The sequence below is a fragment of the Parafrigoribacterium soli genome (assembly GCF_040227235.1).
In the GTDB taxonomy this organism is placed as follows: Bacteria; Actinomycetota; Actinomycetes; order Actinomycetales; family Microbacteriaceae; genus Parafrigoribacterium_A; species Parafrigoribacterium_A soli.
Window position 1 is genome coordinate 339282 of sequence record NZ_JBELNZ010000004.1, and the last position, 14519, is coordinate 353800.

At 68.2% G+C, this 14519-nt stretch carries 11 protein-coding genes, 1 tRNA gene and 1 other RNA gene; 8 read left to right on the forward strand and 5 right to left on the reverse strand.

Going from position 1 to position 14519, the window contains the following annotated elements; genetic code table 11:
• Nucleotides 1-20 precede the first annotated feature (20 nt).
• From ABUA37_RS12865 to ABUA37_RS12875, 3 genes are read left to right on the forward strand one after another with little or no spacing between them, the layout of a single operon-like run.
• Entirely contained in the window at nt 21-698 is a 678-nt protein-coding gene (locus ABUA37_RS12865; protein WP_349899605.1) for a response regulator transcription factor, read from the forward strand.
• Complete coding sequence (locus ABUA37_RS12870) at nt 695-2071, forward strand: sensor histidine kinase (protein ID WP_349899606.1); 1377 nt, start codon at nt 695-697, stop codon at nt 2069-2071. Before ABUA37_RS12865 ends, ABUA37_RS12870 begins: the two co-directional genes overlap by 4 nt.
• Nucleotides 2068-3249: an MFS transporter gene (locus ABUA37_RS12875; protein WP_349899607.1), complete on the forward strand. Its 1182-nt coding sequence runs from the start codon at nt 2068-2070 to the stop codon at nt 3247-3249. Before ABUA37_RS12870 ends, ABUA37_RS12875 begins: the two co-directional genes overlap by 4 nt.
• A 32-nt stretch (nt 3250-3281) precedes the next feature.
• On the opposite strand, the gene ffs is transcribed toward ABUA37_RS12875, so the two are convergent.
• An RNA gene (ffs, locus tag ABUA37_RS12880) (signal recognition particle sRNA small type) lies at nt 3282-3378 on the reverse strand.
• Between the two features lie 318 nt (nt 3379-3696).
• Between ffs and ABUA37_RS12885 the strand changes: the two genes are divergently transcribed.
• The gene (locus tag ABUA37_RS12885) at nt 3697-4650 is read left to right on the forward strand and encodes a patatin-like phospholipase family protein (protein ID WP_349899608.1); all 954 of its coding nucleotides are present in this window, start codon (nt 3697-3699) and stop codon (nt 4648-4650) included.
• A gap of 45 nt (nt 4651-4695) precedes the next feature.
• On the opposite strand, the gene ABUA37_RS12890 is transcribed toward ABUA37_RS12885, so the two are convergent.
• Both ABUA37_RS12890 and ABUA37_RS12895 read right to left on the reverse strand, forming a co-directional pair.
• Entirely contained in the window at nt 4696-7344 is a 2649-nt protein-coding gene (locus tag ABUA37_RS12890) for a multicopper oxidase domain-containing protein (protein WP_349899609.1), read from the reverse strand.
• Complete coding sequence (locus ABUA37_RS12895; protein WP_349899610.1) at nt 7341-8516, reverse strand: hypothetical protein; 1176 nt, start codon at nt 8514-8516, stop codon at nt 7341-7343. The genes ABUA37_RS12890 and ABUA37_RS12895 overlap by 4 nt, the downstream gene beginning before the upstream one ends.
• A gap of 92 nt (nt 8517-8608) precedes the next feature.
• Here ABUA37_RS12895 and ABUA37_RS12900 point away from each other — a divergent pair.
• The 4 genes from ABUA37_RS12900 (at nt 8609) to ABUA37_RS12915 (ending at nt 11039) form a co-directional block, all read left to right on the forward strand.
• Nucleotides 8609-8693: transfer RNA gene (locus ABUA37_RS12900), tRNA-Ser, on the forward strand.
• A gap of 124 nt (nt 8694-8817) precedes the next feature.
• On the forward strand, nt 8818-9183 hold the full coding sequence (locus ABUA37_RS12905; RefSeq protein ID WP_349899611.1) for an ArsR/SmtB family transcription factor: 366 nt from the start codon (nt 8818-8820) through the stop codon (nt 9181-9183).
• A complete protein-coding gene (locus ABUA37_RS12910) occupies nt 9180-10235 on the forward strand; it encodes a cation diffusion facilitator family transporter (RefSeq protein ID WP_349899612.1) in 1056 nt (351 codons plus the stop codon). The genes ABUA37_RS12905 and ABUA37_RS12910 overlap by 4 nt, the downstream gene beginning before the upstream one ends.
• Before the next feature lie 162 nt (nt 10236-10397).
• Nucleotides 10398-11039, forward strand: coding sequence for a hypothetical protein (locus ABUA37_RS12915; RefSeq protein ID WP_349899613.1), 642 nt, complete (start codon nt 10398-10400; stop codon nt 11037-11039).
• Here ABUA37_RS12915 and ABUA37_RS12920 read toward each other — a convergent pair.
• Together ABUA37_RS12920 and yicI are read right to left on the reverse strand one after the other, a co-directional pair.
• Entirely contained in the window at nt 11032-12072 is a 1041-nt protein-coding gene (locus tag ABUA37_RS12920; protein ID WP_349899614.1) for a LacI family DNA-binding transcriptional regulator, read from the reverse strand. The two genes, ABUA37_RS12915 and ABUA37_RS12920, sit on opposite strands and share 8 nt — an antisense overlap.
• Nucleotides 12073-12160: 88 nt before the next feature.
• Nucleotides 12161-14509 (reverse strand): alpha-xylosidase, encoded by a 2349-nt coding sequence (gene yicI, locus ABUA37_RS12925; protein ID WP_349899615.1) that lies wholly within the window; start codon nt 14507-14509, stop codon nt 12161-12163.
• Nucleotides 14510-14519 lie beyond the last annotated feature (10 nt).

Genomic DNA, 14519 nt, shown 5'->3' on the forward strand with positions numbered 1-14519 from the left:
GGCCCTCGGGAAGGACGCCGGTGAAGTCGATTCTCATCGTCGAGGACGACGAAGACATGGCTCGCGTGCTCGAGCGCGGCATTCGCGCCGAGGGTTACGAGACGGTGTGCGTGGGCAATGGGGTGGACGCGCTGATCAGCGTGGCGAACGAGCAATTCTCTGCCGCCGTCATCGACGTGATGCTCCCGGGGATGACCGGCTTCGAGATCTGCCGCCACATCCGCGAGACCGGTAACCGTCTGCCGATCCTGCTGCTGACCGCGCGCGACGCGATCGATGACCGGGTCACCGGGCTCGACTCCGGCGCGGACGACTACCTCACCAAGCCGTTCAACTTCGCGGAACTCGCGGCGCGCATCCGGGCCCTCGTTCGCAGGGACCCCTCCGACCAGTCGACCAAGGTCACCGCAGGCAACCTCACCCTCGACTCGCAGTCGCGAAAGGGGCACGTCGACGACCGCTCCTTGGCCCTCAGCCCCAACGAGTTCACCCTGCTGCGAGGCCTGATCACCCATCCGGATGCGCCGCTCAGCCGGCAGGAAATCCTCCAGTCGGTGTGGGGCACCTCGCAGTACGTCGATCCGAACATCGTCGACCAGTACGTGAGCGCGCTGCGCAAGAAGCTCGCGGCGCAGGGAAGCACGGTCTCGATCGTCACCGTGCGCGGCGTGGGATACCGGGCGCGGGTCGACGAGTGAGCTGGTTCAGGCGTCTCTCCATCCGGTGGCGGATCACCATCGGCAGCGTCGCCGTCGGCGCCGTGCTCCTGACCAGCGTCGCCTATGCCTTTCGAGCTCAGATCGAACAGGTGCAGATCAACTCCGATAAGAAGCTCCTGTACGGCGCGAGCACGCCGTACATCGCCCAGATCCAGAATCATCCGGCCCAGATCGATCGCCCGGCGGGAGAGGAACACGTCGCCGTCGTCAACCCGGGCGGCACGATCGTTGCGAGCAATCTGCCCGACTCGCTCGAGGCGCGCATGACCGAGTTGCGCACGCTCAACTCCGGATCGAACTTCGTGACCTACGGGCGCACCCACTATCTGGTCATCGTGCGCATCGTCGACACGGACGCCGGGCAGTGGCACATCATTGCGACCCGCGACCAGGCGACAACCGCCTTCGTTCTCGGCAACCTGACGAACATCCTGATCATCGGCGCCCTGATCCTGCTCGCCGGATTCGGGCTCGCCTCGTGGCTGCTGACCACGGCTGCGCTGCGTCCCGTCACGCAGATGAGGCGTCGCGCCGAATCGCTGATCGCCAGCGGATCGCCGGAGCCGCTGCCGGTGGGGCCCGCCCGTGACGAACTCGCAGAACTTGCCACGACGCTGAACGAGTTCATCCTGAGCCTGCGGGAAACCGCGGCGAGGGAGAAGCAGATGGTCTCGGATGCGAGCCACGAGCTGCGCACACCGCTTTCGGTTTTGAAGGCCCAGCTGGAGCTCGCGCACCTCAGCGAGGGAGACGCGACCGCACTTGCTGCCGACCTGCGGCTCGCCGAGGACTCCGTGAACCGGCTCTCCCGGCTGGCCACGAATCTCCTCGCGCTGTCCGCACTCGAGGCTGATCACGAGAGCCAGTCCGCGCCGTGGCCGGCGCTCGTCGCCGAGTTCGTCGACGCATCCGATCGGGCGCGCCTGCTCGCGCAAGACAAAGCGATCAGCGTGGAGTTCGAGATCGACGACCGGGCGAGCGACGCCGAATATCAGATCTCCACGACCCACTTCGCCCAGGTCATCGACAATCTCATCAGCAACGCCCTGCGCGCGGTGCCGCACTCGGGCCGGGTGCACGCCGCGGTGCTGCAGGCCGACGACCAGATGACGCTGACGGTCGACGACTCAGGCCCGGGGATGCCGCCGGACTTCATCGCCGTGGCGCTCGACCGCTTCACCAGACCCGATCGACAGCGGGGTGCGGCCACGGGCGGCAGCGGACTCGGACTGTCGATCGTCTCCACGATCGTGTCGCGGTCAAAGGGCGAGGTGCGGCTGGCGAACCGGCCGGAGGGCGGATTCTCGGTGACGGTGACGATTCCGCAGTCCGCGCCCGGAAACCCGTCGTGACCACGCGGCCGGTACCGCGGACGCCGCCGCTCGGCGCGCTGTACGCGGCGGGCTTCGTCACCGCCTTCGGCGCGCACAGCATCGCGGTCGGGCTCGGCGTGGAGACCCACGACCTCGGCCTGTCCCTGCTCGGTCTCGGCGTGCTGCTCGCGGTGTACGACGTGGCCGAGGTCATCCTGAAGCCGATTTTCGGCACGCTGAGCGATCGCATCGGGGTGAAACCGGTGATCATCGGCGGTCTGCTCGCGTTCGCGGCGATGTCGCTCCTCGGCGTACTCGCACACAACCCGCTCCTTCTCGGGCTCGCTCGCTTCGGGCAGGGGGCCGCGGCATCCGCATTCTCGCCCGCCTCGTCCTCCGCGGTCGCGCGGCTGGCCGGTCCGGGCACGGTTGGCCGGTATTTCGGCAGATACGGCTCGTGGAAGAGCCTCGGCTACGCTCTCGGCCCGCTGCTCGGTGCCGGCCTGATCTGGCTCGGCGGCTTTCCCCTGCTCTTCGTCGTGCTCGCGGGTTCGGCCGCGGCCACCGCCGTCTGGGTCGCCTTCAGCATCCCGACCGTGCCCGTGCTGGCCCGGCCTCGCTACACGGTGGCGGACCTCGCGCGCCAGCTCAGCCATCGCGGCTTCCTCCTGCCCGTCTCGGCGCTGGCTGTCGCCACCGGCTCGCTGAGCGTCGCCGTCGGATTTCTGCCGCTGCTGGGCACGAACCTCGGCATGAACACGGTTGCCAGCATTGCCGCCGTCACGGTCATGGCCGTAGCCTCCTCGGCCATCCAGCCGGTGATCGGCGCGCTTCGAGACTCGGGAACGCTCGGCGTCAGGCCCGGCATCGTGGTGGGCATCCTGCTGATCGTCTGCGCGATCGCGCTCGTGGGCTTCCTGCCGTCGCCCGTTGTGCTGTACGTCGCGGCGCTCTGCTTCGGGCTGGGCATCGGCGCGACCACGACGCTCGGGTTCGCGCACCTCGCTGCGACGACCCCGCCTGAACGGATGGGGAGGACGATGGGCACGGCGGAGCTCGGTCGTGAGCTAGGTGACGCGGGTGGCCCGCTGCTGGTGGGCACCGTAGCGGCGGGTGCGGGGCTGGCCGCGGGATTCGGTGCGCTCGTGGCTGTGGCCGGAGCCGTCGGCATCCTCTGCGCGATCCTGCTGCCCTCCGGGCGCGCGGGCGATCGCTGAGCCGTCGCGAGCTCGTCGCCTGCTCCGAAAACGAAAAGGACCCCTCGCGCACCCGCCAGAGCCCGGTTACCCTTGCTACGTTTCCGTCCTGGGGGAGTTGGCCTGGATGGCGCCACGCGAGGAGCCTCGGATAGTTTACCGGACATCCGCCCCGGCTCGAGCCCCACGCGCGACTCGGGCCGCGCCAGCCGTGCGCCTAACAGGATGCGGTGCAACACGCCGCGCGGATCCGCCACGTGGCACGGCGAGTCGCGCCTCGTCCTGTTGTAGAGGTGGCGGCGCCGGTGACAGCGTGGTAGCGTTCCCGCGATCGTGATCTTTCGACAGGAGGTGAGACCCATGTACGCAGTATTCAGAGTGGGCGCTCCCCTGCAGTCCACGATCGCGCGACTGAGGTAGTCGTCACCGGGAGCGTCGCACCCACGCGCATCGCGAAAGGCGACTCCCATGAACACAACACCTTCTTCACCTCAGCACCCCACGTCATCTGCTGCCGCAGAGCAGCACGGCGACGCACCTCGAGCGCGAGCACTCGTCCTCGGCGGCGGCGGATCGACCGGCAACGCCTGGCTGATCGGCATCGTCGCGGGCCTGTTCGACGCGGGACTCGACGTCACCCAGGCCGACCTGACGATCGGCACCTCGGCGGGATCGACGGCGGCGGCGCAGTTCGCGGGCGCGAGCCCGGCCGAGTTGTTCGCCACCACCGTCGAGGCTGTTCCACCACAGCAGCGGTCTGTACCACCTCGGATGCCGGGGGCCGCTCGCACACTCGGAACCGATCCGCTGGCCCGGTTGCAGCAGCTCATCGCCTCCTCCTCGGATCTGCCCGAGCTGCGCCGCAGAGTGGCCGCGGCCGCACTCGAGGCGGATGCAGCATCCGACGGCAGTTGGTCGGAGAAGTGGCGGGCGACCGTGGCGACCCGGTTCCGCAACCACGAGTGGCCGCAGCGGCGCGTTCTCATCACCGCGATCGATGCTCACAGCGCGCAACCGGTCGTGTTCGATCGGCACAGCGGGGTCGATCTCGTCGACGCCGTCGCGGCGAGCTGTGCCGGTGGTGGCTTCCCCTACCGCATCGGCGACAGGACGTATCTCGACGGCGGCTACCGCATCAATGCCGAGAATGCGGACCTCGCAACCGGGTACGAGCGGGTGCTCGTGCTGTCTCCGTTCGGCGGCAGAACGCTGCATCCGCTCGAGTGGGGCACGGGACTGGCCGTTCAGGTGGACGTGTTGCGCGCCGCCGGCAGTCACGTCGAAGTGGTGGGCCCGGATGCCGCTTCCGAGCACCTGTTCGGACCGAACGCGATGGACTTCTCGCTGCGCCCGGCGGCAGCGCGGGCCGGGTACGAACAGGGAACGGAGCTTGCCAGCAGGCTCGCCGAGTTCTGGGTCTGAGGTCTCGATGCGGCGGCGAGCAGCCGCCTCGATCCGCAAACTGCGCTACTCCGTGACGTGGAGGGTGCCCGCTGCGCCCTTTTCGGCATCCGACATCACGTGGGTGACGAAGGAGTAGTTGCCCGCCTCGGGGAGGGTGAACTCGACGAACCCTCCCTGGGCCGGCTGCAGTGCGAGCGCCTGCGCGCCACCCGTGCCCGTACTGCCGCCGTTGCGGAGCAGGTAGTCACCCTCGGAGAAGACGGTGTCGAACTGGCCGCCCACGAGGTGGAAGGAACTCGGCCGGTTCGGTCCGGCATCCAGAACCCAGATGCGCACCCGCTCCCCCACCTTCGCGGTGAGCGGCGAGTACCGGTACTGGTTGGCATAGCCGTTAAAGACCACCAGATCGGGTTTCTCCGTGGCGACCTTCGCGGCGTCGACCTCGCCCTTCTGCGGCCCGAGGTAATACTCGGACTGCACGAGCACATACTCGCGGTCGACCGGGCTGAGACCGGGCGGGTCGATGATCACGGCGCCGAACATGCCGTTGGCGATGTGCACCGACATCGGCATGGTCGAGCAGTGGTACAGCCAGATTCCGGATCGCGTCGCGGTGAAGCGGTACGTGAGCGACTGGCCTGGATCGATCGTGCGCATCGGCCTGTCCGGCGCGAGAGAGCCCGCGTGGAAGTCGATCGAATGCCCGATGGTGCCGTCATTGACGAGGGTGATGTCGAACACGTCGCCGATCTTGCCGTGCAGGGTCGGGCCTGGCGCCGTGCCGTTGTAGGTCCACAGGCTCTGGGTGATGCCCGGTGCGACCGCCCGTTGCAGGTCGGAGACCGTGAGCGTGAGCTTGTGCACGGTTTCGGATGCCGCGGGTGCCAACACGGCGTCCCTCGCGACGAAGTCCTTGCCCGGTTTCTTTGCCGGGTCGATGTCCTTGGCCGCGGAGGGTCCATCGACCGTGCCGCCCATCCCCGGCATGGCCGCCATGTCGTGGCCGGACCGCGAACCGGTCGAGCCCGTGCTGGACTCTGCCGCCGCAGGGCCGCCCGTCGCGACGATCTTCATGACCATCCCCAAGAGGCGATGTCCGGCCACCGAGCACCATCCCTCGATGCCTGCACCGACCACGCCCACGTCCACCGTGGCGCTCTCGCCGGGCGCCAGCCGCCCCGAGGTGATGCCTGTCGCGAGCGTCAGGTCGTGCACCTGGTCATCGGCGTTGCGGAGCTTGATCACGAGCTTGTTGCCGACGGGCACCTCCACGGTGCTGGGCGAGAAGCGCATGTTCTTCATGGTCATCTCGACCGTGGTGGTCTGTCCGCTTGCCGCGGCGCCGCCCGACGGCACGCCGATCGAGAGTCCACTCGCGGCGGGATCCAGCGCAACACCGATCGTCATCGCGAGGATGAGCGTGCCCGCGGCCACCACGAGGGAACCGCTGTGCCGCGCGGGCGTCGGAGCCGGCGCGGCCGACCGCACCATCGCATCCGCCCCGCTCGGAGCGCGGCGCGAGGCGAGAGCCGCTCGAACCGCGAGCGGCAGGAAGCTGACGAGCACGAGGAACACGAGCAGTGACATGACGACGCGCACGAGGCTCGAGGCGGGCAGGAGATAGACGACGATGCCCAGGTTCACCACGACCACGCGGAAGACGCCACCGCGATTGAGTTCGGCAGCGGAGCGCCGCGCCGCGTCCGGACCGCCACCGAACACCACGGGCAACAAGTAGCTCATCGCACCCAGCACGATCTGCGCCGCGAAGCCCACCGCGAACGGGCCGACGAGCCAGGCCAGGCGGTCGTCCGCATCCGCCCAGTTTCGTGCCGTGGCCACGAGGATGCCGAGTCCGAGCGCGCAGACCACGAACCAGGCCATCGCGGCGGCGAGGCTCCACGCCGCGAAGCTCGACGGAGGTGCGCGCCTCGCCTGCCGCGCCGCATCGACGAGCATCAGCACGATGCCTGCGACGTACACGATCACCGCCGCGGCGATGCCGACGCGCAGGTCTGCGAGGCAGAACAGGCCGTAGAGCAGGATGCCGCCGATCAGCAGCACGAGCGTGCTTCGCGCCGTGCCCTTCGCGGTGTCGGAGGCGCGCGTGCCGAGCACGGTGGGCCAGAGCAGGATGAAGGTGCCGACGACCGTGATGCCCACCCAGCCGAGCAGGTTGAAGCCGATGTGCGCCGGGAAGAGCCGGTCGTGCACGGCGGCGGGCAGTGCCGATCGAGCCATGATCACACCGAGCGTGACGCCGACCACGAGCGAGAGTCCCGCGGCGATGTAGTAGTGCACGAGCGGGGCGAAGCGAGCGGGAAGGCCACCGCGCAACTGCACCGTGAGACTGGTCGCGTGGGCGATGGCGACGATCCCGATGAGGATGCCGCCGGCGAGCACGAGCGGCCACCATCCGCTCACGATCCCGGCGACGACGAGCACCGCACCGAGTGAGTGCCCCACGAGCCGGATGCCGTGGAAGCGGCGGCCGCCCGGAGCCGGGCGGCGCAGCAGCGAGTCCGCGAAGTGCTGGCTCCAGACCAGGATGGCCGTGCTCACGGCGCCGAGCAGCAGCAGGTGCACCATGAGCCAGGTGCCCGCCGGGACGAAGCGGTGCACGATCACGATGACGCCCGCGGCCACGAGCCACACCGCGACCAGACCGTTCATCAGCAGGTACCAGCGCCTGCGCGAGAGTGTTCCGCTCACTTCGCGGCGCCAGTGCGCTGAGCCCGCAGCGAGCTCTTCTTCGGCGGCCCAAGAATCACTGAGGTCACGGCGAGCACGACGAAGAGCAGCAGGGCGGTCACGTTGAGCGCTCCGCCCCACTGCACGGCAGCCGGCAGTTCACGGGCATCCCCCACCACGCGTAGCACGAGCGACACGTGCAACAGCGCGACCGGGATGCCGAGGAACGGCCGGTACGGCAGTGGCTTACGCAGCACGGCGGGCAGAATCACCGGCGCATGCGCCATGATCATCGAGATCACGAAGCCCAGGAACACGGAGTGCAGAACGGCGTCGTACGCCCATCCGGAATCAACCCGACCCATGAACAGCCAGATACCCGCGGCCACGACGAGCCAGACGTATCCGCTCAGCAGGCAGGCCGCCATGTAGCGGGGAAGACCGGTCGAGCGCACCAGCCGGGTCGCCACATCGAAGCGGAACAGCCACGCCACGAGAGCAACCAGCGACAGCGACAGCAGCGGGTAGCCGATGACGGGCCACAGGGCGCACGCGGATGCCGACGCGGCCAGCGCGAGCGAGACCCCGAGTCCCAGCCGTTCGACCCCGATCGTGACGAGCGGCGAGATGCGCGCGAGCTCGAGGCGCTCGCCCGCGATCGTGAGCACGAGGAACGACACCATGCCGGGAACCAGCGAGGCGACGCTCGTGCCGCCCAGCCACAGCGCCGTGGCCGAGAGCCCAGAGATCGCACCGAGCACCTGGATGGCCGTGGCCGCAGCCGCCTGTCGCCTCCAGACCACGAAATAGATGCCCAGCAGCGCCGCCATGCCAACCACCAGCATCGCCTTACCCACCTGCACGGGCAGCGGGGAGAGCATCACGAGACTGCCGAGGCCAAGGAGACCGGGTGCCGCGAATCCCCACCAGCGGCGAGCGGCGACGGCGCGCTCCAGCACGATGAAGGTGCCGACGAAGCCGAACACCATGAGACCGGCATGCAACTGCGGCAAACGATCGAGGGTGAGCGGCGCGTTCAGCCCCAAAAGAAGGAGCGCGGCATCCAGCCCGAGAAGGAGTGCGAGGCCGCCAGGAATAAGGAATGCGAGGCGCACGAGCGAGCGATCGAGCACAGGTCGAGCAGACGCGGATGCACCGAACGCGCTGCCTGTCGGCCGCACGGGAGAAGTCACCTGTTGATCGTACCTCCGGGCCCGAAACGGGCGCTCCGGTCATCCCGTATGCTTTACGTTGGTCGTCGTCGCTTCGGTGGCACGATCAGCCAGGAGAATTCGCCTAGTGGCCTATGGCGCACGCTTGGAAAGCGTGTTGGGTGCAAGCCCTCGGGGGTTCGAATCCCCCATTCTCCGCCGATTTTGAGCCTCTTGCGTCGAGCAGCGGCTGCGCCTGGCCCGGTCGTCAGCGATTCGGAGCCGCTCAGCACCCGCTCTTCGGAGCGTTCTCGCCGCGCATCCGGCATGCCATAATCTGCGTATGCATGCAGATAAGAAAATATGCGGCCGTGATCCCGACAGCCAATTCGTCGAACTCGCGGTCGAAGTGTTCTCCATGCTCGCCGACGCCACGCGGGTGCGGCTCATCCTGGCGCTCCGCGAGGGGGAGCAGTCGGTCAACGACCTCGCCACGGCCGTGGACAAAAGCCCGGCGGCGGTGTCGCAGCACCTGGCGAAGCTTCGCCTCGGCCGCTTCGTGACCACCCGCCAGGAGGGCACGCGCGTGTACTACCGCCTGGAGAACGAGCACGCCGCTCAGCTCGTCTCCGATGCGATCTTCCAGGCCGAGCACTCGCTCGGCGGCGTGCCGCGCCACCACCACACGCGCGAGGAGACCAACGCGTGAGCGGCCACAGCCACGAGCATCAGCGCCCCCACGACCACGACCACGACCACGACCACGACCATTCTCACGGGCCGAACGGTCATAGCCATCCGAGCGGGATTCGCGGATTCTTCTACGGCCTGTTCGTTCCGCACAGTCACGATGCCGCCGACGCGATCGACGACGCGCTCGAGGCGAGCGCTGCCGGAGTACGCGCCCTGAAGATCAGCCTCTTCGTGCTGCTCGGCACAACCGTGCTCCAACTGATCATCTTCATCATCAGCGGCTCCGTGGCCCTGCTCGCCGACACCATCCACAACTTCTCGGATGCCCTCACCGCCGTGCCGCTGTGGGTCGCCTTTGTGCTGGCGCGACGGGCGGCAAGTCGGCACTACACCTATGGATACGGCCGCGCCGAGGACCTCGCCGGTCTCTTCATCGTCGCCGTCGTCGCGCTCTCCGCCGTCGTCGCCGGCTACGAAGCGGTGACACGCTTCATCCATCCAGAGCCTCTCCATAACCTGGAGTGGGTGGTCGTTGCCGGCGTCATTGGATTCCTCGGTAACGAAGCCGTCGCCATCTACCGCATCCGGGTCGGGCAGCAGATCGGATCGGCGGCCCTCGTGGCCGACGGCGTGCACGCCCGAATCGACGGCTTCACCTCACTCTCCGTGGTCATCGGCGCCGTCGGCGTCATCCTGGGCGTCCCGCTCGCCGACCCGATCATCGGCCTGCTGATCTCGGTCTCGATCCTGATTCTGCTGTTCGGAACCGTGCGCAGCATCGGCTACCGGCTCATGGACCGAATCGAACCCGAGCTCGTCGAGAAAGCCGAGCGGGCCCTCTCGCACACACCGGGCGTGCTCTCCGTTCCGGCGGTGCAATTGCGCTGGGTCGGTCACCGACTGCGGGGAGCGGCGACGATCCAGATCGCCGCCACGTCGAACCTCATCGAGGCTGAGGCGATCGTGCACCAGGCCGAGCATGAATTGGCCCACGCGCTGCCGAACCTCGACGACCTGCCGATCCGGGTGTCGTCCGGAGGCGGCGCACCGCATCCGCACACTCACTGAGCCTGGCGGCAGGAACGGCGTCGGGAGCGGCATGCTCGCCTCCGACAAGCCGACTGAAATTCATCGTCGATGCAACGCCCGCGGGAGGTAGAGTGCACAGAGGAATCGGTGGGGAACGCGACGGCGCAGAGCGACATGGGTGCCAGCAGGTTTGGGGGAAGAATGGTGCGCACTGCGGAGGCGCCGAAATACCTCGTGCGTGTCAGCCCGCGGCATTCCCTCGTGCGCAACGGCGCGCTCTCATACGTGCTGCTCTCGCTGCCGCTGTTCGGTGCCCTCTACTTTCTCGGGGCGCCGCGCGGCACCTGGCCGATCGCACTCGCGGTGCACCTGGCAACCATCCTGCTCGTCTCGGCCGGTTATCTGGCCTATCTGCGCACCTTCATCGGGGTCACGAACACCGAGATTCACGAGCGCTCCATGTTCGGTTCGGCCACGGTCGTACCGCTGTCGAGCGTGAGTCACGCGGTTCTCGTCTTCACCTACCGCAGTTCCTCCACCGAGACCACGCAGCAGCTGCTGCTGTGCGACGAGAATGATCGTCGCCTGGTGCGGATGCGCGGCATCTTCTGGACCGAATCGGCGATGCGGGCGGTGGCCGCCGTGAGCGGTGCTCCCCTCGAAGAGGACCCGCACCCGATGACCTCGGACACGCTCTTCTCGCAGTATCCGGGCACCGCCTACTGGTTCGAGAATCGGCCGATGCTGACGGCACTCGCCGTGATCGTCACGCTCGCCGTGGTGCTCGGCCTCGTGCTCGGCCTGATGGCCCTGATGGGCATCCCGACCGTCTCCGTCATGTAGCTCGGGGCGGCGCGGTCGACTCGCGCAGCACCAGCAGCGGCGCATCCACCGGCTCGTCGTCGACGGCGTGGCCATCGCTGATCGTGGCGAGCAGGCGGTTCATGAGCCTGCGCCCCTGCCGTTCGTAGTCGACGCGAACGGTGGAGAGCGGCGGCTGATAATAGGCGGACTCGGGGGTGTCGTCGAAGCCCGTGACGCTGAGATCCGCCGGCACCGAGACTCCGCGCTCGGCGAGCGCCCGCAGGAGGCCGAGCGCCATCTGGTCGTTCGCTGCCACGACGGCGGTCACGCCGCCATCGAGAGGCAGTTCGGTACCCGCGCGGTACCCGGATGCGGACGACCAGTTTCCCTCGACGGTGCCGGCGGAGGTCAGCCCGTGCTTCTCGAGCGCGGCCTCGAAGGCGGCGACGCGATTTCTCGACGCCCACCACTCGAGCGGACCGGAGAGGTAGTAGAGGTCGCGGTGGCCGAGTCCGACCAGGTGATCGACGAGCTGCTGCATGCCGGAGTCGCTCACGCTCGTGTGCAGTGCAGCGGCGCTCTGGTCGACATCCGTCTCCATCAGCACGGGCACCGCGAAGCCGGCGTGCTGGATGCGATCGGCTAGCAGGTCCATCGGCGCGAACGCGACGATGCCCGCGAGGTCCTGGGTGCGCAGCACGCTGAGCGCCTGGTCGACCGCGGTGTCGTCGCGCGGGTCAAGCGTGACGATGTCGAGCAGGTACCCCGCGTGCCGGGCGGCATCGCTCGCGCCCTGGATGGTCTTGCTCGGGCCAACCTCGAGCAGCTCGTAGACGAGCGCGCCGATGCGGCGGGAGCTGTTGGTCGCGAGCGATCGTGCGGCCAGGTTCGGCCGGTATTCGAGCTCGTCGAGCGCGGTCTGAACGCGCGCCCTGGTCTCGGGCCTGATGCCCTCGTAGCCCTGCAGCATCCGCGAGACGGTCTGGTGCGACACGCCCGCTCGCCGCGCGACGTCGTAGATCGTCGCCGGACGCTCGGCCGGATGCTCGGAGGCGCGCGAAGGCAGGGTCACCTGGCTTCCCCCTCACCTTCGTCGCGCCACGCCTCTGCGGCGATACCTAAGGATACTTCGCGCACGCCCGCGTCCCGTGTGCGCGCTCTCAGGTGTCGAGCCGCACCGTTCCGTCGGTCGCCTCGACGCTCGCTCCGCCCGCGAGCCTGGCACGCCACGGCGCCGTGGTGCCGGAACTGACGCGGACCTCCCCGCCTGTGCGGTCGACCAGGAACTCCGCACCAACGCCCTCGGGCGTCGTCACCAGAACAGTGCGACTCTCGCTCGTCGATGAGGGATAGACCTCAATCGTGAGGCCGTCGAGATAGTCGTAGTCGGGCCTGTCGCCGCGGGCACCGATGGGAAGCACCGCCCCCTCGCGCACGTAGAGCGGCAGACTGTCGAAGCCGTGCTGCTCGCGTCGCCATCCGGGGCCCTGCACCTGCTCGCCGGTGAAATAGTTGGTCCAGCCACCCGCGGGCAGGTAGAAGTCGACGGTACCGTCCTCGGTGAAGACGGGGGCGACGAGCAGTTCGGCGCCGAGCATGTACTGGCGATCGAGGTAGCCGGTGGCCGGGTCGTCAGGGAACTCCAGCTGCATCGGCCGAAGCACGGGAGTGCCGAGCCGCGTCGCCTCGAGGCCCGCGGCGTACAGGTACGGCATGAGCGACAGCTTGAGGTTCGCGAACTTTCGGGTCACCGCGACGGCACTCTGCTCGCTCGTGTCTTCCGTGCCATCCGCGAGCCGGTCGAAGACCCACGGCACGCGGTACGAGTCCGAACCGTGGAAACGGCTGTGGCTCGACAGCAGGCCGAAGGCGGTCCAGCGCTTGAAGACGCCAGCATCCGGGGTGCCCTCGAAGCCGCCGATGTCGTGGCTCCAGAAGCCAAACCCGCTGAACGCGAGCGAGAGGCCGCCGCGCAGGGTCTCTGCCATCGACTCGAAGCTCGAGGTCGAGTCGCCGCCCCAGTGCACCGGCAGGCTCTGCCCACCCGTGGTGGCCGAGCGCGCGAAGATCACCGCGTCGCCCGCGCCTCGCTGCTCCTCGAGCACGTCGAAGACGACCTTGTTGTAGAGCTGCGTGTAGTAATTGTGCATGCGCTCGGGGTTCGAGCCGTCGAAGTAGTCCACGTCGAGCGGGATGCGTTCGCCGAAGTCGGTCTTGAAGGCATCGACGCCCTGGTCGAGCAGCACGCGCAACTTGCCCTGGTACCAGGCCACGGCATCCGGATTGGTGAAGTCGACGAGTCCCATGCCCGCCTGCCAGAGGTCCCACTGCCACACGTCGCCGTTCGTGCGCTTGAGCAGGTAGCCCGCGGCCTTCGCCTCGGCGAACAGTGGCGAGCGCTGCGCGATGTAGGGGTTGATCCACACGCAGACGTGCAGCTCCTTCTCGTGCAGTCGCGCGAGCATCCCCTCGGGGTCGGGAAAGGTACGGGAGTCCCACTCGAAATCGGTCCAGTTGAATTCGCGCATCCAGAAGCAGTCGAAGTGGAAGACGCTGAGCGGCAGCTCGCGCCTCGCCATCTCGTCGATGAAGCCGGTGACCGTCCGCTCGTCATAGTTGGTCGTGAAGCTCGTCGAAAGCCACAGCCCATACGACCAGGCCGGTACCGATGCCGGGCGACCGGTGAGCGCCGTGTACCGTTCCAGGATCTGCTTGGGGTTCTCTCCCGCGATGACGAAGTACTCCAGGGACTCGCCCGCCACGGAGAACTGCACCCGCTCGACCGCCTCGGAGCCGACCTCGTACGAGACGTGACCCGGGTTGTTGACGAGCACGCCGTATCCGCGGTTGCTCAGGTAGAACGGCACGTTCTTGTAGGCCTGCTCGCTCGAGGTGCCTCCGTCGGCGTTCCAAATGTCCACCGACTGACCGTTCTTGACGAGCGGCCCGAACCGCTCGCCGAGACCGTAGATGAGTTCCCCCACCCCGAGCGAGAGCTGTTCGTGCAGGTAGCTGTCGTGCAGAGTGCCCGACGTACCCGCGCGCGCGTTGCCGATCGGCGCGCCGTCGACCTGCGCGTCGGCGGCGAGCTGTATGTAGCCGAGGGACTTGTGGCCGCTCGAGGCGAGCACGCGGTCCCCCGAGCTGAACTCGAGTCGCCACGGGGCACCCGCCGAGATCGTCGCCGTGAGGTCGCCGCTCGTGAGCGTGGCGCCGGCATCCGTCATCGTGACGACACCGTGCCCGTCCTCGGCGCCGACGAGGTCGAAGCCCGCCTGGTCGCGACCGCCGGTGAAGTGCTCGACCTTCACCCCGACGATGCCGGGCAGCGGCGAGCTGAGCGTCACGGTGAGCACCGGCTGGTTGAGCGTGTCACCCCGGGTCTCGATGACCCTCGTGGGAGCCGTGACCTGCAGGGAGTGATCCGCGGGCCAGATGTCGTAGGCCTCGCGCGCATAGAGCGCGGTGACCCCCGGTCGCAGCTGCCAGAATCCGTCGGTGAATTTCATTCGTTCGTGT

Coding starts and splice junctions, on each gene's coding strand:
- ABUA37_RS12915 (WP_349899613.1), top strand. CDS start 10,398: ATGGTGCGCACTGCGGAGGCGCCGAAATACCTCGTGCGTGTCAGCCCG.
- ABUA37_RS12885 (WP_349899608.1), top strand. CDS start 3,697: ATGAACACAACACCTTCTTCACCTCAGCACCCCACGTCATCTGCTGCC.
- yicI (WP_349899615.1), bottom strand. CDS start 14,509: ATGAAATTCACCGACGGATTCTGGCAGCTGCGACCGGGGGTCACCGCG.
- ABUA37_RS12905 (WP_349899611.1), top strand. CDS start 8,818: ATGCATGCAGATAAGAAAATATGCGGCCGTGATCCCGACAGCCAATTC.